The sequence below is a fragment of the Streptomyces sp. a15 genome, assembly GCF_059026085.1.
This window is the reverse complement of sequence record NZ_JBWLKM010000057.1, coordinates 41,307-60,026: the sequence shown is the minus strand read 5'-3', so window position 1 is coordinate 60,026 and position 18,720 is coordinate 41,307. Positions and strand designations below refer to the sequence as shown.

Genomic DNA, 18,720 nt, shown 5'->3' with positions numbered 1-18,720 from the left:
CGGGACGACAGGATTTGAACCTGCGACCCCTTGACCCCCAGTCAAGTGCGCTACCAAGCTGCGCCACGTCCCGGTGCCGTCTGACCTGGGATTTTCCCTGGCCGAACACGCATGGAAACAATACCGCACTCGGGTCCGTGGTCGCGCACTCGTTTATCCGCGGACAGGCTTGACCTCAACCTTGCTCGAGGTTGCACGATCGTTCGCATGACGATCAGCGAGGAACGCGGCCGTACGTACGGGTACGGCGACCTGTCCCGGCTCATGGGACTGCTGACGGGCGACGAGAAGCACGGTCCGGCGGCGACGTCCACGCTGGACGCGCTGTGGGTTCTCTACGACAGGGTGCTGCGGGTCGCGCCCGACCGGGCGGACGATCCGGGGCGGGACCGGTTCCTGCTGTCCAAGGGGCACGGGCCGATGGCGTACTACGCGGTACTGGCGGCCAAGGGCTTCGTACCCGTGGACTGGCTGCCGGGCTTCGGCTCGTACGACTCGCCGCTCGGCCACCATCCCGACCGGGTGCTCGTGCCGGGGGCCGAGATCGGCAGCGGGTCACTGGGACACGGGCTGCCGATCGCCGTGGGCACGGCGCTGGGGCTGCGCGCCCAGGGCCTCGACGCGCCCCGGGTGTGGGTGCTGGTCGGGGACGCCGAGCTGGACGAGGGCAGCAACCACGAGGCGATCGCCTTCGCCGGGCCCGCCGGGCTGGACCGGCTGCACACCGTCGTGATCGACAACGCCTCCGCCAGTCACGCCCGGCCCGGCGGCATCGCCGCCCGCTTCGAGGCGGCCGGCTGGTCCGCCGTCACGGTCGACGGCCGTGACCACGAGGCGCTGTACGCCGCCTTCACCGCTCCGCACCCGGGCCGCCCGCACGTGGTCGTGGCGCGGGTCGAGCCCAAGTCCGCCTGAATGTCCGCCACTTCTGACACCTCCGGAAGGCCCGATCCTCCATGGACACTATGCGTGACCGTCTCGCCCCCGTCGTCTCACGCCTGCTCGACGAGGATCCGCGCGTCGCGGTCGTCCTCGCCGAGATCGGCAGGGACGCGTTCACCGAGGCATGGCACCGGCACCCGGACCGGGTCGTCAACGTCGGCATCCGCGAGCAGCTGCTCGTCGGTGCGGCCGCGGGAATGGCCCTGACCGGGCTGCGGCCCGTCGTGCACACCTTCGCGAGCTTCCTCGTCGAGCGGCCCTTCGAGCAGGTCAAGCTGGACCTCGGCCATCAGGACGTGGGGGCGGTGCTGGTGAGCGCCGCCGCGTCCTTCGACTGGCCCGCGGGCGGGTACACCCACATGGCCCCCGGGGACGTGGCGCTGCTCGACACCCTCGACGGCTGGACCGTGCATGTGCCGGGGCATCCGGACGAGGCGGAGACGCTGCTGCGGCACGCGGTCGCCGCGGGCGACGACAAGGTATACGTACGGCTGTCCGTGCAGGCCAACCGGGACGCGCTCCCGGTCGACGGCGAGCACTTCCGCACCGTCCGCGAGGGCCGCTCGGGCGTGGTCGTCGCCGTCGGGCCCATGCTGGACGCGGTGCTCGCCGCCGTGGACGGCCTCGACGTGACCGTGCTGTACGCGACGACCGTACGCCCCTTCGACGCAGCCGCTCTGCGCCGGGCCACGGAGACGGCCGGAACCGACGTCGTGCTCGTCGAGCCGTACCTCGCGGGCACGTCGACCGCGGCGGCGAACGACGCCCTCGCCGACGTACCCCACCGGGTGCTGGGCCTCGGCGTGGGCCGCCGTGAGCTGCGGCGTTACGGGCGCGTGGAGGAGCACTCCGCCGCGCACGGCCTCGACGCGAGGTCCCTGCGGGAGCGGATCGGCGGGTTCGTGGCGGGTGAGGGTGGCGGGGGTTCGTGAGGCGGGGCGGCGGCTCACATGCTCTGAGGTCGGTGGTCCACCCGTCAGCCGTGCTCGGTCAGTCGTGCTCGGTCAGTCGTGCCGGCTCACGCGAACCCGTCACCGTCGCCGAACAAGCCGTCGCCGAACCCACCGTCGGTGGATCGACCCGCACCAGGTCCCGTATCCCCGGCACGGCGAGCAGCGCACCCGCGACCACGAAGCTCATCGCCCCGGCGACCAGCAGCACCTGGTCTGCGCCGAGCAGCCCGGCCGCCGGACCGGCGAGGGCCTGGCCGACCGGCATCATCGCGAGGGAGCCGGCCACGTCGTACGCGTGGATGCGGTTGAGGACGTCGGGCGGGACCTGGGTCTGCACGCTGGTCGCCCACATCACGCTCCAGAAGGACATCCCGGCCCCGGCGACGGCGGCGCCGACGGCCACATGGCCGGTATGCCGAGGCCGGCGCCCACCGTCGCCGGGAAGCCGACGAAGCCGAAGGGGGAGAGCGCGCCGGCGCGGAGCATGCGGCGGGGGCGCAGGCGCCCGGGCCGTACTCCTGCACCACCTCCGTCGCCACCAGCGGGACCGTCGGGCCCCACACCGCGATCATGTAGAGGCACCAGACGGCGATGACGGCCCACAGCCAGGTGCGCGATCTGAACTCCCGCCAGCTTCGAAGAGATCGGCCCTGAAGGCGCTGCCGCCGCGTCCCGTCGGGTGGCTGCCCGGGGTGAGCGGCGGCAGGCGCATCAGCAGGAGACACACGGCGCTCACCGCGTACGTGGCCGCGTGGGCCACGAAGACGCCGCCGGGCGAGGCGAGTCCGACGAGCACGCCCGCCGCCGCGGGACCGGCGAGCTGGGCGACGGACTCGGCGATGCCTATGGCGCCGTTCGCGCCGTCATGGCACGCGGCACTGACAACGCCCGAGGGGATTTCACTCCGCGGTCGGCAGCCCCAACTCCGGGTGGGCGTCGAGCAGTCGGGGCGGTGCCGCCTGGCGCCAGGAGTCGGCGAGGATGTCACGCAGCTCGTCCTCGCCCTCCACGGCGGCGAGGCGGGCCCGCACCCAGGCGAACTGCGCCTCATGGTCGGCGATCCAGAACTTCTCCGGCTCGGCCAGCACCAGTTCGTCGCGCTCCTCCTTGGGGCAGCGCACGGCGAGGGAGGTCTCGTCCTCGGGCAGCGTGGCGAACATCTTCCCCGCGACCCGGAACGTGGGCATGCTCCAGGCGATCTTCTCCGTCGTGTCCGGCAAGGACAGGGCGATTCGGCGTACGTCTTCGGCGTCCGGCATGACAGGCACCGTAATGGCTCCCACTGACAATCACCTGGTGAGAGCCTCGAGTCCGCTTCCTGCGCCCGCCCCCACGCGCTTGTAGCAGAGCGTCGTCGGCCGCAGCACCCCGGCCGGGTCCGCCGCGTAGTCGGGGATCACTCCGGCCCGCGTCCACCCGGCGGTCGTGTAGAGGCGCTCGGCCGGGCTGTCGGTCTCCGTGTCGAGGTGGAGCAGGGTGACGCCCGCGGCGACGGCCGCCTCCTCGGCGGTGGCGAGCAGCCTGCGGCCGAAGCCCCGCCCGCGGGCGTCCCGGTGGACCATCAGCTTGACCAACTCGGCGCGATGGCGGCTGTTGGGTTTGTCGGGGAAAGCCAGGCTCACGGTGCCGACCGTCCGGTCGCCGTCCCGTGCGACCCATACGGCGAGCTGCCGGGCAGTCACCCCCGCCGCCCGCTCCTTCCACCAGGAGGCCGCCACCGCCGGGTCGAGCGGCGCGAGGAAGCCCACCGAGGCGCCGCCCGCCACGGTGTCGACCAGCAGGTCGGCCAACGCGTCGACACAGTCGAGCACTTGAGTGCCGTCCAGTCGGCTCACGATCACGGCAGCACCACCGCCAGCGCGTATCGCACCCGCTCGGGGCCCGGGCAGCGGAACCGCGTCGGCCCCCACACCCGCAACCGCAGGCAATCACCGGCGTCGAGGTGGTGGTCGGTGTCCTGTGCCGTCACGTCGAGGGCCCCTTCGAGGACCCAGATGTGCTGCTCCAGGCCGGGCACGGGCGGCCGGTCGTAGGCGATGTCGGCGCCCGGGGCGAGCTGCCCCTCGACGAGTTCGCCGCGCAGCCCGGAGTGCGGCGGGGACACCGAGCGCCGTACGAAGCCGGAGGTCCGGTCCTCCCACACCGGCTGGTCGGCGGCCCTGACCAGGAGCGCAGGCTCCGCCTCGACCTCGCTGAGCAGCTGGGACATGGTCCGCCCGTAGACACCGCACAGCCGGTTCAGCAGCGAGGCCGTGGGGCTGATCTCCGCCCGCTCGGCCCGGGACAGGGTCGACTTGCTCACCCCGCTGCGCTCCGCCAACTCCCCCAGTGACCAGCCGTGTTCGGCCCTCAGCTCAGCCAGACGGACGCCGAGCCGGGCGTCGACGGGGTCAGGTCCGGTCTCCATCCCACCTTGTTTCATATTCGGGATTATAGACCGAATATGAAACAGGCGAAACGATTACTCCCGTCCCCCGAACGCCGCCAGCGTCCGTTCCAGCGCCGGCAGGGCCCGCACCACCCGTTTCGACCGGATCAGCAGGTCCCACGCGGGCTCGAACTTCTTCCAGCCGCCGGAGTACGCGAGGTGCCGCATCCGCTCGTGCGGTCCCGGCTGGGCCGCCGACCCCCGCCAGATGTTGGACCAGCGGTAGAAGTCGCGGTACGCCCGCCAGTAGCCGTCCTCCAGCTGACGGGGGGTCATGTTCCTGGGCTCGTAGACGACATGACGGGTGTCGTAGAGGTCCCAGTCGCGGTGCACGATGCGGTTCTCGGACTCCAGCTGCTTCCACAGTCCGGTCGACGGGTACGGCGTCATGATGTGGAAGGTCGCCGTCTCGATGCCCTGCGCCACGGCCCACTCCACGGTGCGGTCGAAGACGTCGGGACCGTCCTGGTCGAGCCCGAAGACGAAGCTGGCGTTGACCATGACCCCGGTGTCGTGCAGCCGCCGTACCGCCGCCGCGTAGTCCGTGCCGATGTTCTGGTTCTTGCGGCGCTCGGCGAGGTTCGCGTCGTTGACGGTCTCGAAGCCCACGAAGAGGCTGCGCAGCCCGGCCTCCACCGCACGCTCCAACAGGTCCGGCTTCAGTACGGAGTTGACCGTTCCGGCCGCCTGCCACAGGCGTCCCATTCCCTTCATGCCGTCGAACAGGGCCTCCGCGAACCGTCTGTTGCCGAGCAGGTGGTCGTCGAGGAAATAGAGGTGGCGGCCGGGCAGGCGGTCGATCTCGGCGAGGGCGTCGTCGACGGCCTGGGTGTAGAAGGACTTGCCGCCCTCGAAGAAGGCGTCCTTGTAGCAGAAGTCGCAGTGGTGCGGGCAACCGCGCGACACCACGATCGAGTTGGGCACGAGGTAGAGATGACGCTTGATCAGGTCCCGTCTGATGGGCGGCAGTCCGGCCAGGGTGCGCAGCGTCGAGTCGTAGCGGCGGGCGGGCACGCCGTCGCGGAAGTCCTTCAGGAACAGCGGCCAGACGTCCTCGCCGGGGCCGGTGAAGATCGTGTCGGCGTGGGCGGCCGCCTCGTCGGGGAGCGAGGTGACGTGCAGGCCGCCCATGGCGACGTGGACGCCTCGGGCGCGGAAGTGGTCGGCTATCTCGTAGCTGCGGCGGGCCGAGGTGATGTACGGCTGGACGACCAGCAGGTCGGGGGTGTCGAGGGCTTCGAGGTCGAGTCGCTCCACGTGTTCGTCGTGGAGCGTGACCTCGTCGTCGGGGTCCAGGTAGCCGGCCAGGGTGGCGAGGCCGAGCGGCGGGAACAGCGAGTACTTGATGGGCCTGAAGAGCGGGCTGGTCGCCTCGGTCAGGGCCGGAAGGATCATCGTCACACGCATGACAATCCAGACAGCGTGCGGCGGGTGGCCGGTTCCCTACCCCTGTGCGGCTTCTCCGAGCGCGTCGAGGACCGGCCGGATCAGCGGGTGCTCCTCGGCTCCCCGGCGGACGGCCGCGAAGACCCGGCGGGTGGGCGCGACCCCGTCGACGGGCCGTACGACCACACCGGCGAGGTCCATGCCGATGAGCGCCGAGCGCGGTACGAGCGCCACGCCCGCGTCGGCGGAGGCGAGGGCCACGACCGCGCGGAAGTCGTCCGAGGAGTGTTCGAGGCGGGGCTGGAAGCCGGCGCTTTCACAGGCGAGGACGACCACGTCGTGGCAGGGGTTGCCGGGGTAGGGGCCGATCCACGGGTCCTTGGCCAGGTCGGCGAGGGGCACCTCGTCGGCGTCGGCGAGGCGGTGGGTGACGGGGACGACCGCGTCGAAGGGCTCGGCGTAGAGCGGTACGTGGGTCAGCCGGGGGTCGTCGGCCGGCGGCGCCCCGCGGTACTCGACGGCCACGGCGACGTCGACCTGCCGGTCGAGGACCATCGGCAGGCTGGCGTCGCCCTCGGCGTCCTGGACACGGATACGGATGCCGGGCGCCGACTCGGCGAGGCGGGCCACCGCGGGCGCCACCACCAGGGCGATGCCGGTCGCGAAGGAGGCGACGGTGACGGTGCCGGCGGCGCCCGAACCGTAGGCGGCGAGCTCGGCCTCGGCCCGCTCCAGCTGGGCGAGGACCACGTGGGTGTGGCTGAGCAGGATCTCGCCGGCCGGGGTCAGCCGTACGCCCTTGGCGCCACGCTCGACCAGCCGGTGGCCGGTCTCCTGCTCCAGGGCGGTCAGCTGCTGCGAGACCGCCGAGGGCGTGAGGTACAGCGCGGCGGCAGCCGCGGTCACCGTGCGGTGGTCGGCCACCGCACGGAGGATGTGGAGCCGCCGCGCTTCGATCATGCGAACGATTATCGCAATATGTCCGGTCGGTCCGTGCCGGTCGCCGTCAGCCCCCGAGCTCCACGTCACCCTCGAGTTCCGCACGCGCCGCCACGAACGCGTCGACCGCCCGGTTCACGTCCTCGGTCGAGTGCGCGGCCGACAGCTGCACGCGGATGCGGGCCTGCCCCTGCGGCACCACCGGATACGAGAAGCCGATCACGTACACCCCGCGCTCCAGAAGCAGCTCCGCCAGGCGTCCCGCCTTCGCCGCGTCGCCGATCATCACGGGTGCGATGGCGTGGTCGCCGGGCAGGACGTCGAAGCCCTCCTCGGTCATCCGGCGGCGGAACAGGGCGGTGTTCTCGGCCAGCCGGATCCGCAGGTCGTCCGCCGATTCGAGCAGGTCGATCACCTTCAGGGAGGCGGCGGCGATCACCGGGGCGAGCGTGTTGGAGAAGAGGTACGGCCGGGAGCGCTGGCGGAGCAGGGCGACGATCTCGGCGCGGGCGGCGACGTAACCGCCCGAGGCACCGCCGAGCGCCTTGCCGAGGGTGCCGGTGATGATGTCGACGCGGTCCATGACGCCGTGCAGCTCGGGGGTGCCGCGGCCGCCGGGGCCGACGAAGCCGACCGCGTGCGAGTCGTCGACCATGACCATGGCGTCGTGGCGGTCGGCGAGGTCGCAGATCTCGCGGAGCGGGGCCACATATCCGTCCATGGAGAAGACGCCGTCCGTGACGATCAGCTTGCGGCGGGCCCCCGCTTCGGTGGCTTCCTTCAACTGCCGTTCCAGATCGGCGAGATCACGGTTGGCGTAGCGGAAGCGGCGGGCCTTGGACAGGCGGATGCCGTCGATGATGGAGGCGTGGTTCAGCGCGTCCGAGATCACCGCGTCCTCGGGGCCCAGCAGCGTTTCGAACACACCGCCGTTGGCGTCGAAGCAGGAGGAGTACAGGATCGTGTCCTCCTGGCCGAGGAAGGCCGCGAGCCGCGCCTCCAGCTCCTTGTGCACCTCCTGCGTGCCGCAGATGAAGCGCACGGAGGCCATGCCGTAGCCCCAGCGGTCCAGGGCCTGGTGGGCGGCGGCGACCACCTCGGGGTGGTCGGCGAGGCCCAGGTAGTTGTTGGCGCAGAAGTTGAGCACCTCGCCGGGGCGGCCGCCTCCGGTGACGTTCACGGTCGCGGACTGCGGGCTGCCGATCACGCGCTCGGGCTTGTGCAGACCGGCGGTGCGGATCTCGTCGAGGGTGGCGCGGAGGTCGTCGCGCACGGAGTCGAACATGGGGAAGCTCCTAAGAATCCGGGAAGAATCCGGGTGACTTACGCGGTCCAGTCGAGGATGACCTTGCCGCCGCGGCCACTCGCCGCGTCGGCGAACGCCGCCTCGAAGTCGCGGTATCCGTACCGTCCGGTGATCACGGGGGCGAGGTCGAGGCCGCCCTCCAGGAGCACCGACATCGCGTACCAGGTCTCGAACATCTCACGGCCGTAGATGCCCTTGATCGTGATCATGGAGGTGACGATCCGGGCCCAGTCGACCGGGAACTCCTCGGCCGGCAGGCCGAGCATCGCGATCCGGCCGCCGTGCGTCATGTTGGCGATCATGTCCCGCATGGCCTCGGGGCGGCCGGACATCTCCAGCCCGATGTCGAAGCCCTCGCGCAGGCCGAGTTCGCGCTGCCCGTCGGCGATGGCCGACTCGGCGACATTGAGCGCGAGGCTCACACCGATCTTGCGGGCCAGCTCCAGCCGCTCCTCGCTGACGTCGGTGATCACGACGTTCCGCGCCCCGGCGTGCCGGGCGACGGCGGCGGCCATCAGTCCGATCGGCCCGGCACCGGTGATCAGGACGTCCTCGCCGACCAGCGGGAAGGACAGCGCGGTGTGCACGGCGTTGCCGAACGGGTCGAAGATCGCGGCCACATCGAGGTCGACGGGGACGCGGTGCACCCACACATTGGCGGCGGGCAGGGCGACGTACTCGGCGAACGCCCCGTCGCGACCGACGCCGAGCCCGACTGTGGCCCGGCACAGGTGCCGCCGTCCGGCGAGGCAGTTGCGGCACCTGCCGCACACCAGGTGGCCCTCACCGCTGACCCGGTCGCCCGCCTTGAGGTCGGTGACGTCACGGCCGGTCCCGACGACCTCGCCGACGAACTCGTGCCCGAGCACGAGCGGCGTGCTGATCGCCTGCCGCGCCCAGCCGTCCCAGCACCGGATGTGCAGATCGGTGCCGCAGATCCCGGTGCGCAGCACCTTGATCAGTACGTCGCCGGGTCCGACCACGGGCTCGGGCACGTCCGTGAGCCACAGTCCCGGCTCCGCCTTCTCCTTGACCAACGCCTTCAACGCTACGGCTCCTGTGCGTGGGTCCCCGAGACCGGGCATGCCGCAGCGGCCCGTTCCGGGGAGAGGGGTGGAATCGCGTAGCAATCTGCCGTACGGCGGCTCCCCGGTCCATCGAGGATTTCTTAAGCGGCGCCACAGCTCCGCTTCACGCCCGCCGCCCCGCTCGAAGTACGCGGACAGCTCCCCATCCAACGGGGGCACCTCTCGTACGACACCTGCCGCGCGCAGCGACTCGGTGGCCCCGAACCCGGCCGCCACCGCCGTCCGGCGCATCCGTGTCCCGCACCGCACGGCCCTCGTGCGACACTCGGCCCCGGAACGGCGGCCCGCACCACCCGTGGGCGACAACCCCGGGCGGACCGGACTGACGTCGCCGCCCCGAGTCGGCCGACATATAGGGAGCCACCCCATGACCACAGCGCGGGACCTGTTGATCGTCACCATGGACGTGGAGACCGACCGTCCCGTCGAGCAGGGCGATCTGTCACTCGCCCTCGCGGGCGCCGAACTCGTCGACCTCCTCGGAGCGAGCGCCCTCACCCTGGACGGCGACCGGATCGTGCCGGGTCCGCAACCGGCGACGGGCGACCGTCTGCTGGACGAGGCCGCGGCGTCGGTCGTCCGGCAGGAGCCGTACGAGTCGGCCGAGGAGTGGCTGTGGCGGCGGGGCCGTGGACTGTCCGCGGCCTATCTCGCCCAGTTGGAGACGGAAGGACTGATCAGCCGCGAACGCGGTCGCCTGCTTCCCGTCCGCACCGGCCGCAAGACGCTGGTCGATTCGCCGGACCGGCGCCGCGCCGAGGACCGCCGGGTGTCGGACGAACCCGTGCTCGCCGCCCTGACGGCCGCCCTCGGGATCCACGACGAACCGGCCGAAGGCTTTCCCGAGCTCACCGACGAGGCGGTCGTGACCGTGCTGGCCACGGTCGGTGACGCGCTGACGGAACTGGACGGCGTGCGGCAGCGGCGGACCGTCGAGAACGCGGCCTTCGACAACATCTGGCGAGGACTGTGAGACCGGGCATCCCCCGGTGGAGAAGCCCGTCCCCCAGGAGCCCTAGGAGAGAAGCCCGTCGGCCTCCCGCCGCTCCAGCCGGCCCGCCAGGTCCGCCGCCGTCCACTTGATGGCCTCCAGGCCGGCCTTCCCCCAGGCCCGCGGCTCGATGTCGGCCACGCACACGGTGCCCAGCACCATGCCCGTGGTGTCGATGAGGGGCGCCCCGAGATAGGAGCGGATCCCGAACTCGTCGACGACCGGATTGCCGGCGAACCGCGGATAGTCGCGGACGTCCTCCAGCACCAGCGCCTTGCGCCGGACGACGACATGGGGGCAGAAACCGTGGTCACGCTCCATGGAGCGGCCGATCTCCGGCTTCGACTCTTCGTCGGTGTTCGTACGAGGTCGGACGTCCGGAACGCGCAGGCCCGCGAAGAACTGCCGGTGCTCGTCGATGAAGTTGACCATGGCGTACGCCGCTCCGGTGCGCTTCGCCAGATGATCCGCGAAGGCGTCGAGCGCGGGCTCCGGATGCTCTCCCAGCCCCAGTCGGCGCAGCCGTCGCACACGGGCGGGCGCCTCCTTGTCCTCGGGGGTGAGCAGCAGTCGACCGGCCGGGCGGGGCAGGCCGTAGCTCATGGGCGGGCTCCGTCGCTGTGGACGTACGTCATATGCGGCTCCGTTGCGGGGTGTGCGGGGGTCACATGTGGGCGCCGTGGCTCGGCGCGATGGCCGGGCTGTGGGCGATGAGGTGCCGCACGAGGGTGAGCAGGGTCTGCACCCCCGAGCTGGAGATCCGGGCGTCGCAGCGGACAACGGGGATCTGTGGGTCGAGATCGATGGCGGCTCGGACCTCCTCGGGGTCGTAGCGGTACGAGCCGTCGAACTCGTTGATCGCGACGATGAAGCCGAGGCCGCGCTGTTCGAAGAAGTCCACGGCTGCGAAGCAGTCCTCCAGGCGCCGGGTGTCGGCGAGGATGACCGCGCCGAGGGCGCCCTCGGAGAGCTCGTCCCACATGAACCAGAACCGCTCCTGTCCGGGGGTGCCGAACAGGTACAGGACGTGTTCCGGGTCGAGGGTGATGCGGCCGAAGTCCATGGCCACCGTCGTCTCGACCTTGTTCTCGATGCCGTCGAGGCTGTCGGTCGCGGCGCTGACCGTGGTGAGCAGTTCCTCCGTGCTCAGGGGCGCGATCTCGCTGACCGCGCCCACGAAGGTCGTCTTGCCTGCTCCGAACCCGCCCGCCACCAGGATCTTCAGTGCGGTGGGGAAGGGGTCAGAGCTGTCGTCGTAGTCCATCGAGCACTGCCTCCAGAAGGGCCCGGTCTGTCGGGTTGTGGGTGAACTCGGGGGGCTTGGTGGTCAGCGCCCCGCAGTCGACGAGGTCCGACAGCAGCACCTTGGTGACCACCGCCGGCAGCTTCAGATGGGCGGCGACCTCGGCGACCGAGACGGGCGCGCGGCACATGTCGAGGACCTGCGCGTGCTCGGGACCGAGGTACCCGAGGGGGGTGGCTCCGGTGGCCATCACGTGCGACAGCAGGTCGAGCGCGATGGTGGGCCGGGTACGGCCGTTGCTGACCGTGAAGGGGCGCACCAGCCGTCCGGCCGCGTCGTCGAGCCAGGGCCCGTCGCCGGCCGCCGTCACGCTCAAGGCCTCAGCGCCGACGGTTCGACGGCGTGCTGCCGAGGAGCGGTCATCAGGTAGGGGCGGACGCTCTTGACCAGCATCGCCATCTCGTAGCCGAGCACCGCCGCGTCGGCCTCGCGGCCGGCCAGCACGGCGAGACAGGTGCCGGATCCCGCGGTGGTCACGAACAGCAGGGTCGCGTCGAGTTCGACGACGACCTGGCGGACGTCACCGCCGTCGCCGAAGCGGACGCCGGCGCTGCGGCCGAGGGAGTAGAGGCCGGAGGCCAGGGCGGCCATGTGGTCGGCGCTGTCGGGGTCGAGGCCGTGGACCGACTTCACCAGCCCGTCGCAGGAGAGGAGGACCGCACTGGTGGTGTGCGGTACACGCTGCACGAGGCCGCTCATCAGCCAGTCGAGATCGGATACATGGCCGGTCGGCGCTTCGCTCGCCATGGTGGATCGACTCCTTGAGGTACGAAGGTCTGCGGGAGCGCTGGGGGGTGGGGTGAATGCGGGGATGGTCATCCGGCGGGTGCGCTCCCGTCGTGCCGGGTGGTGTGGTCGAGGTCGAGGCCGGGTGCGGACCCGCCATCCCGCAGGCGACGTACGCCGTGCGACCCGGGTCCGTGCGCGGGGCGCGCCTCGGTTATGTGGGACGGATCCATGGGCCGTACGTCCATGGAGGGCGGAGCGGCCATGTCGGTGACGTCCGTGTGGCCGAGGTCCAGGGGCGCGAGGGGCACCGCCCCGGGAAGCGGCACAGGCGTGTGGACGGGGTCCATGGGGGCGGGCTCCATGTGGGGCGGCTCCATGCCGGTCCGCTCCATGGGGGCCGAATCCATGTGCGCGGCCTCCATGTGCGCGGGCGTTGTGTGCGCGGGCTCCACGGTGGCCGAGCCCAAGGTTGTCGACCCCATGGGCGACTCCATGGTCGACCCCATGGGCGACGCCGTGGGCGGTGTGCTCGGGTCGCCGGACACCGCCTCCAGGTGCTGCTGGGCCTCGGCCAGGCCGATACCCCGCTGGAAGGCCGCCATCAGGCCCGGGTCGTGTCCGACCAGGTACTCCGATTCCTGGCGGGGCGCCGGCCCGTCGCGCAGCTGGGGCGCGATGTGCTCCTGCGCCCGGCGCCGGGGCAGTTGAGGCTTGCCCATGGTGCCGCGCACGGCGCCGTTGCGTGGGGTGGGCGGCGCGGCTGTGTGCTCCGCGACGAGGTGCCGGTGGTCGGGCCGGACGCCGGGTACGGCCTCCGCCGGGGTGGGCCGCTCCTCGCGGGCCCCGCGCACGGGCAGCGGCGGCGCCGGTGCACCGCCGTTCTTCATGGGCGGCGCGGTCTCCCCCTGTCGGGGCCGCGGCGTCTCCCGCTGCTGAGGGCGCGGCGGGGCCGGCGGCGCGATCGGGGCGCCCGGCGTGACCCGGTGCCCTGCCTCGGGCGGCCCGGGCCGCGGATGCTGCTGCGGCACGGACGGCCCGGCCCCGCCCGCCGGGGCGTCCGGCGGGCGCGGTACGGCTCCGGGGACGCCCGGTGCCGTGCCCAGCAGCGCCTGCGGCACCACGAGGACGGCCTGGACACCGCCGTAGATGTTGGTCTGCAGCCGGACGTGGATGCCGTGCCGCTTGGCGAGTTGCGAGACGACGAACAGCCCGATGCGGCCGTCGGCCAGCAGGCTGGCCACATTGACCTGGTCGGGGTCGGCGAGCAGGGCGTTCATCCGGCTCTGCTCGCCGACGGGCATGCCGAGCCCGCGGTCCTCGACCTCCACGGCGAGCCCCGAGGTGACGAGGTTGGCGCGCAGCAGCACCTGGGTGTGCGGGGCGGAGAACACCGTGGCGTTCTCGACGAGTTCGGCCAGCAGGTGGATCACGTCGGCGACGGCGTGGCCGCGCAGGGTGCCGTCGATCGGCGGCACGAGTTTGACCCGTGAGTACTGCTCGACCTCGGCGATGGCCGAGCGCAGCACCTCGGTCATGGAGACCGGGTTGCTCCACTGACGGCGGGAGACGGCCCCGCCGAGCACGGCGAGGTTCTCGGCGTGGCGGCGGATGCGGGTGGCGAGGTGGTCGACATGGAACAGGCCCTTGAGGAGATCGGGGTCCTCGATCTCGTTCTCCAGCTCGTCCAGGATCGAGATCTCGCGGTGCACCAGCGACTGCAGGCGCCGGGCGAGGTTGAGGAAGACCTCGAGTTTCTGTTCGCTGCCCGCCTGGCTGGAGAGCTGCGCGGCCTGCACGACGGCGGTGACGGCGCCGTCGTGGGCCCGGGTGAGGTCGGTGGCGAGCAGTTCGAAGTCGTCGGCGTCCTCGGGCGGTCCGCTGCGCGGCTTGCGCTGCGGCGGTCCCTCACCCCGGCGCAACGCCTCGACCAGCGCCCGCAGGTCGGCCTCGCCGCGCGCGCTGCTGCGCCGCAGGGCACCGATGCGGTCGCTCACCGAGTGGGCGGCGCGGTCGGCAGCCACGGCGGCGATCAGGATGCCCGCGCAGGTCACCGAGACGGCCCCGGCAAGCACGCACCACAGGGTCAGGCTGGGCCGGGCACCGGTGGAGCGGACGGTGAACAGGACGGCGGCGCAGGCGCTGAGGGCGACGGCGACGGGCGGCAGCACGGCAAGACGCAGCAACTGGGACCGTATGTGGATGTCGGGCACCACGGGAACGGCTCGGGCGGCCGGCCGGCCGTGCCGCCCGCCCTCACGGCGGTCTGCGCGGGCGGCCGGGGCGCGGAGGTGAGACATCGGTGTCCTCGTCGTACTGGTCCGTCGGGCCTGATTGCCCTGCTGCTGCACATGTCGGGGGCGTACGCGGGCACGCGCATGCGGGTGTCGATCGACAGAACCGAACGTTCCAGCCCTGCGTCGCCCGACGGACACTGACAGTAGTCGGCAACGCATCATGTGCGGTGGGCAGTTGACAAACTCCCACGGACAGCATCCCGCTCTGGTATGAGGCCTCGTACGACAGACCGATAACCTCCCCCTCGGCCCGACCTCATCAAGCCCAGAGTCGATCGACACTGGTCAGAGCCGGTCACAAACGGACTGCGAGGCCCGGGTGCCCCTTTCCTCAACCGACGCCGCGCGAGTCGGCCGACGGTCGCCTTCGATCCGGGAATCAACGACACAGGGCTCCGTGAGCATCCCCAGGAGGTTCACTCTCCGTAGCGGAAGAGCCGCCCGCGAGGCGCCCCTCGTCATGGATGTGCCCAGACGGAATTGCGGGCGAGCGCGCCACTTCGCGACCGACAGGAACGGAATGTCGATCGCCTCGCGTCCGGCGAAGTCGCCTGCCCCTGCCCCCTGTTGACCGTCCACCGAACCCGGACCTGCCAACAGCCCACTGGGACCGCTGGATTCGCTTTCCTCCCCCGACCCCTGGAACGAACCGCAGCCGTGTCACCGTCGCCGATGAGCACGCGCCCCGCAGGTGGCCCAGTCTCCGGTGGGCACGGCGCAGCCGCCGCGTCTCCACGCGACTCGGCAACCTGCCCTGCGCAGACCGGCCGCCCACCCCAAAGGGGCCCAGGCCCCCATGCCGAAGGGCCCCGCCTCACGCGCTGGCTTGCCCTGCACCCCGCCCGGTTCAGCCCCTGGGCCGAGGGCCGCGCTGTCATCCGGTGGCCAGGCCGCGCCCATCCCGAACAACCGGCTTGCCCGCCGTCGGCGGGCAAGCCGCGGCAGCCATATGTCGGCGCGAGCCGCCCGCGGCTGTCCCTCCCCCGCCCCTCAGCCCGCCGGAACAGCCTCCGGCTCGCCGCTCCCGTCACCCTTGCCCTCCGGCACATCACCGGTCGTACCGGCCTGGTCCCGGGCGGCCGAGTCGGCCGAGGTCTTGATCAACGCCTCGGTCAGCACGTCGGCTGCCGGCCAGCCGCCGGCCGGTGCGGTGGCCACACTCCGCCACCAGGGCTCGGTCGGCAGCGTCTCGGCCGTGGGCTCGAAGGGCTCGCCGGGCCGGGGCAGGGCGATCGGGGCCCGCACCGCGCGGGCGGACGCGACGGTGCCCTCGCCGGGATCGGCCCACGCGTGCATGGCGAGGTTGAAGGTGGCCCAGTGGATCGGAAGGAACACGCCGTGCGGCCGGCCGCCCTGGAGGTCGAGGTGGGCGCGCATCCCCTCCTCGGGAGTCATGTGGATGTCCGGCCAGTACTCGCTGTACGCGCCGATCTGGATCATCGTGGCGTCGAAGGGGCCGTGCTCGGCGCCGATGTCCCGGAAGCCGTCGAAGTACCCGGTGTCGCCGCTGTGGTAGATCCGGTGCTCGTCGCCGGCGACGACCCAGGAGGCCCACAGCGTGTGCTGGGTGTTGCGCAGACCGCGGCCGCAGAAGTGGCGGGCCGGGGTGGCCGTCAGGGTGAGGCCGCCGACCTTCGTCGCCTCGTTCCAGTCCAGCTCACGCAGCCGGTCGGCGGAGACCCCCCAGTGCTCCAGGTGGGCGCCGACGCCCAGCGGCACGGCGAAGAGCGTGTCGGTGCCGGCCAGTGCCTTGATCGTGGGCATGTCGAGGTGGTCGTAGTGGTCGTGGGAGATCACGACGGCGTCGACCGGGCCGAGCGCGGCCAGCGGCAGGGGCACGGGGTGCAGTCGCTTGGGGCCGGCGAAGGGGAACGGGGAGCAGCGCTCGCCCCAGACGGGGTCGAAGAGCACCCGCTGTCCGTCGATCTCCGCGAGCACGCTGGAGTGCCCCATCCAGGTCAGTCGGAGCCCCGTGGCCGGGGGCCTGGCGATGTCGGCGAGCGTGGTGGCGTGCACCGGCACGGTGCCCTTCGGGGCGCGGCGGGGGCGCTCGTCCTTGTCGAAGTAGCCCTTCGCGAGCTCCACCGGCGAAGCGGAGGGCCGGGTGCTTGCGGTGCCTCCGGGATTCTGGAAGACCCCGTCCTTGAAGTGGGGCGATCTGCGGATGCGCGCCAGGCGCTCACCGCTCGGGTCCGCACCGAAGGCCGCGGGCCGCAGCGCGCGAAGCCCGGAGCTCGGGGAACGGAAACCGGTCACGGTGTACCTCCAAGGTGGAGTCGGTGAGGCCTCCCATTATGGGCACCCCCTCTGACAGCCGGATTACCACCACCGGTCCATTGTGTGCGTTGACAGGACACGGCGATCCTTCGGACACTGACTCACCGTTCAGTTGAGGAGACCGCATGACCGCCCCCCTGATGTCGCTCACCTGGACCGACCACCTCACCGGTCGCCAGGGCTTCCTGGTCGTCGACCGGCTGGTGCGCGGCGTCTCCAGCGGCGGTCTGCGCATGCGCGCGGGCTGCACCCTGGACGAAGTCACCGGACTCGCCCGCGGCATGACGATGAAGGAGGCGTTGCACTACACCCCCGAGGGCCGCTACATCCCCCTCGGCGGCGCCAAGGGCGGCATCGACTGCGATCCCCGGGAGCCGGGGGCGTACGACCTGCTGGTCCGCTATCTGCGAGCCATGCGGCCGTACGTCGAGAGCCTGTGGACCACCGGCGAGGACCTCGGCCTCACGCAGGACCTGGTGGACCGGGCGGCCTCGGAGGCGGGGCTCGTCTCCTCCATCCAGGCGGTGTATCCGCTGCTCGACGACGAGGGCGCGGCCCGGCGGCGGCTCGCGGACGCCTTCGCGGTCGAGGTGGACGGCATCGGCCTCGACGAGCTGGTCGGCGGCTGCGGGGTGGCGGAGTCGGTGCTCACGGCCCTGGACCGGGCCGGGGTGGCGTATGCGGGAACGCGGGTCGCGGTGCAGGGCCTGGGCACCATGGGCGGGGCCAGCGCGCGCTTCCTCACGCGCGCGGGGCTCACGGTCGTGGCCGTCGCCGACATCAAGGGCACCATCGCCAATCCGACCGGCCTCGACGTCGAGGCCCTGCTCGTGGCGCGGGACGCCTACGGCACGGTGGACCGGTCCGTCCTGCGCCCCGACGACCGTGAACTGCCGGGCGGCGCCTGGCTGTGCGCCGGCGCACAGGTGCTGGTGCCCGCGGCGGTCTCGTACGCGATCGACACCACCAACCAGGAGTTGGTCACGGCCCGCTGGATCGTCGAGGCGGCCAATATGCCCGTCCTCCCTGAGGCGGAGGAACTGCTGTCCGCGCGCGGGGTGACCGTTCTGCCGGACGTGGTCGTCAACTCGGGAACGAACGCCTGGTGGTGGTGGACGCTCTTCGGCGACATCGACGCCGACGCGGACGCGGCGTTCGCCCACACACGCCGCTCGATGCGCGCCCTGGTCGAGCAGATGCTGGCCCGTGCGGAGCGGGACGGCACGACCCCGCGGGCGGCCGCGCACGCCATCGTCGCGGACCGGCTGCCGGTGATCGCCGAGCGGTTCGGCTGGTACCGGTAGCGAGGTGCCCGCCCCTCGGCGCGAACGGTCGTTTCAGGTGCGCTACCAGGTCGCGGGCGGTTCGGCCGGTAAACGACCTCTCTCCGGCAGCGCACAGAACCACGGATTAGGGTGACGGCGTGGCGAGAGTGCGGTTGAGCGTGGCCGAGCGGCGCGAGGAGCTGCTGCGGGCCGCCATCGAGCAGATCGAGGCGCGGGGCGTGGCGGCGGTCAGGATCGCCGACGTGGCCTCGGTCCTCGGTGTGAGCAACGCGCTGGTGCTGTATCACTTCTCCACGAAGGAGAAGCTGGTCGCCGCCGCTTTCACGTACGCGGCCGAGGACGACCTCGCCCATCTGTCCAAACTGCTCGCCCGCCGCACCACCGCACTGCGCCGGCTGCGGGCGGCCGTACGCTGGTACGCCCCGACGGGCCAGGCCAAGGGCTGGCGGCTGTGGATCGAGGGCTGGGCGGCCGCGCTGCGCGAGCCCGCGCTCCAGGAGGTCACCCGTGACCTCGACCGCCGGTGGAAGGCGGCCCTCGCCGAGGTGATCGCCGAGGGCGTGGCCGCGGGCGAGTTCCCCTGCCCGGACCCGGGCGGCACGGCCCTGCGCCTCACGGCCCTGCTGGACGGGCTCGCCGTACAGCTCACGTCGTACCCGGGCGCGGTGTCGCGGTCCCGGGCGCAGGAGTGGGTGGACGAGGCGCTGGCCCGGGAACTGGGGCTGACGCGGGAGGCGTTGACCACGTAGGGGCGCCGAGCCCCCTGCCCCGCACAAGCCCACCTCGGGCCACAAGGCG

18 protein-coding genes, 1 tRNA gene and 1 pseudogene are annotated in these 18,720 nt (G+C 72.0%); 5 read left to right on the top strand and 15 right to left on the bottom strand.

What is annotated here, in order from left to right; translation table 11 throughout:
* Nucleotides 1-73, bottom strand: a tRNA-Pro gene (locus tag AC5P09_RS37260).
* 134 nt (nucleotides 74-207) lie between these two features.
* Here AC5P09_RS37260 and AC5P09_RS37255 point away from each other — a divergent pair.
* The gene (locus tag AC5P09_RS37255) at nucleotides 208-915 is read left to right on the top strand and encodes a thiamine pyrophosphate-binding protein (RefSeq protein WP_493878126.1); all 708 of its coding nucleotides are present in this window, start codon (nucleotides 208-210) and stop codon (nucleotides 913-915) included.
* Between the two features lie 41 nt (nucleotides 916-956).
* Nucleotides 957-1,874, top strand: coding sequence for a transketolase family protein (locus AC5P09_RS37250; protein ID WP_493878125.1), 918 nt, complete (start codon nucleotides 957-959; stop codon nucleotides 1,872-1,874).
* Between the two features lie 58 nt (nucleotides 1,875-1,932).
* On the opposite strand, the pseudogene AC5P09_RS37245 reads toward AC5P09_RS37250, so the two are convergent.
* The 8 genes and pseudogenes from AC5P09_RS37245 to tdh all read right to left on the bottom strand — a co-directional run.
* Nucleotides 1,933-2,757: pseudogene (locus AC5P09_RS37245) on the bottom strand (MFS transporter); the annotation flags it as partial.
* Nucleotides 2,758-2,794: 37 nt separating this feature from the next.
* On the bottom strand, nucleotides 2,795-3,154 hold the full coding sequence (locus AC5P09_RS37240; RefSeq protein ID WP_493878124.1) for an MmcQ/YjbR family DNA-binding protein: 360 nt from the start codon (nucleotides 3,152-3,154) through the stop codon (nucleotides 2,795-2,797).
* Nucleotides 3,155-3,184: 30 nt separating this feature from the next.
* Nucleotides 3,185-3,736 (bottom strand): GNAT family N-acetyltransferase, encoded by a 552-nt coding sequence (locus AC5P09_RS37235; RefSeq protein ID WP_493878123.1) that lies wholly within the window; start codon nucleotides 3,734-3,736, stop codon nucleotides 3,185-3,187.
* Nucleotides 3,733-4,302: a helix-turn-helix domain-containing protein gene (locus AC5P09_RS37230; protein ID WP_493878122.1), complete on the bottom strand. Its 570-nt coding sequence runs from the start codon at nucleotides 4,300-4,302 to the stop codon at nucleotides 3,733-3,735. Before AC5P09_RS37230 ends, AC5P09_RS37235 begins: the two co-directional genes overlap by 4 nt.
* A gap of 54 nt (nucleotides 4,303-4,356) precedes the next feature.
* Nucleotides 4,357-5,718, bottom strand: coding sequence for a B12-binding domain-containing radical SAM protein (locus AC5P09_RS37225; protein WP_493878130.1), 1,362 nt, complete (start codon nucleotides 5,716-5,718; stop codon nucleotides 4,357-4,359).
* Nucleotides 5,719-5,766: 48 nt separating this feature from the next.
* A complete protein-coding gene (locus AC5P09_RS37220; protein ID WP_493878121.1) occupies nucleotides 5,767-6,669 on the bottom strand; it encodes a LysR family transcriptional regulator in 903 nt (300 codons plus the stop codon).
* Between the two features lie 46 nt (nucleotides 6,670-6,715).
* Nucleotides 6,716-7,933 carry a glycine C-acetyltransferase gene (locus AC5P09_RS37215; RefSeq protein WP_493878120.1) on the bottom strand — a complete coding sequence of 406 codons (1,218 nt, stop codon included), beginning with the start codon at nucleotides 7,931-7,933 and terminating at the stop codon, nucleotides 6,716-6,718.
* Nucleotides 7,934-7,971: 38 nt separating this feature from the next.
* Complete coding sequence (gene tdh / locus AC5P09_RS37210; protein ID WP_493878119.1) at nucleotides 7,972-9,000, bottom strand: L-threonine 3-dehydrogenase; 1,029 nt, start codon at nucleotides 8,998-9,000, stop codon at nucleotides 7,972-7,974.
* A gap of 409 nt (nucleotides 9,001-9,409) precedes the next feature.
* Between tdh and AC5P09_RS37205 the strand changes: the two genes are divergently transcribed.
* A complete protein-coding gene (locus tag AC5P09_RS37205) occupies nucleotides 9,410-10,015 on the top strand; it encodes a GOLPH3/VPS74 family protein (RefSeq protein WP_493878118.1) in 606 nt (201 codons plus the stop codon).
* A gap of 42 nt (nucleotides 10,016-10,057) precedes the next feature.
* Here AC5P09_RS37205 and AC5P09_RS37200 read toward each other — a convergent pair whose 3' ends face one another.
* The 6 genes from AC5P09_RS37200 to AC5P09_RS37175 form a co-directional block, all read right to left on the bottom strand.
* Entirely contained in the window at nucleotides 10,058-10,636 is a 579-nt protein-coding gene (locus AC5P09_RS37200) for a GAF domain-containing protein (RefSeq protein WP_493878117.1), read from the bottom strand.
* Between the two features lie 61 nt (nucleotides 10,637-10,697).
* Entirely contained in the window at nucleotides 10,698-11,297 is a 600-nt protein-coding gene (locus AC5P09_RS37195; protein ID WP_307678571.1) for a GTP-binding protein, read from the bottom strand.
* Nucleotides 11,275-11,646 (bottom strand): DUF742 domain-containing protein, encoded by a 372-nt coding sequence (locus tag AC5P09_RS37190; RefSeq protein WP_053755441.1) that lies wholly within the window; start codon nucleotides 11,644-11,646, stop codon nucleotides 11,275-11,277. The genes AC5P09_RS37195 and AC5P09_RS37190 overlap by 23 nt, the downstream gene beginning before the upstream one ends.
* 2 nt (nucleotides 11,647-11,648) lie before the next feature.
* On the bottom strand, nucleotides 11,649-12,083 hold the full coding sequence (locus AC5P09_RS37185) for a roadblock/LC7 domain-containing protein (RefSeq protein WP_493878116.1): 435 nt from the start codon (nucleotides 12,081-12,083) through the stop codon (nucleotides 11,649-11,651).
* Nucleotides 12,084-12,151: 68 nt separating this feature from the next.
* Nucleotides 12,152-14,362: a sensor histidine kinase gene (locus AC5P09_RS37180; protein WP_493878115.1), complete on the bottom strand. Its 2,211-nt coding sequence runs from the start codon at nucleotides 14,360-14,362 to the stop codon at nucleotides 12,152-12,154.
* Between the two features lie 987 nt (nucleotides 14,363-15,349).
* Nucleotides 15,350-16,615 carry an MBL fold metallo-hydrolase gene (locus AC5P09_RS37175; RefSeq protein WP_493878114.1) on the bottom strand — a complete coding sequence of 422 codons (1,266 nt, stop codon included), beginning with the start codon at nucleotides 16,613-16,615 and terminating at the stop codon, nucleotides 15,350-15,352.
* 146 nt (nucleotides 16,616-16,761) lie between these two features.
* Between AC5P09_RS37175 and AC5P09_RS37170 the strand changes: the two genes are divergently transcribed.
* Nucleotides 16,762-17,940, top strand: coding sequence for a Glu/Leu/Phe/Val dehydrogenase dimerization domain-containing protein (locus AC5P09_RS37170; RefSeq protein WP_493878113.1), 1,179 nt, complete (start codon nucleotides 16,762-16,764; stop codon nucleotides 17,938-17,940).
* A 119-nt stretch (nucleotides 17,941-18,059) separates the two neighbouring features.
* Complete coding sequence (locus AC5P09_RS37165; protein ID WP_266450434.1) at nucleotides 18,060-18,671, top strand: TetR/AcrR family transcriptional regulator; 612 nt, start codon at nucleotides 18,060-18,062, stop codon at nucleotides 18,669-18,671.
* Nucleotides 18,672-18,720: the final 49 nt, after the last annotated feature.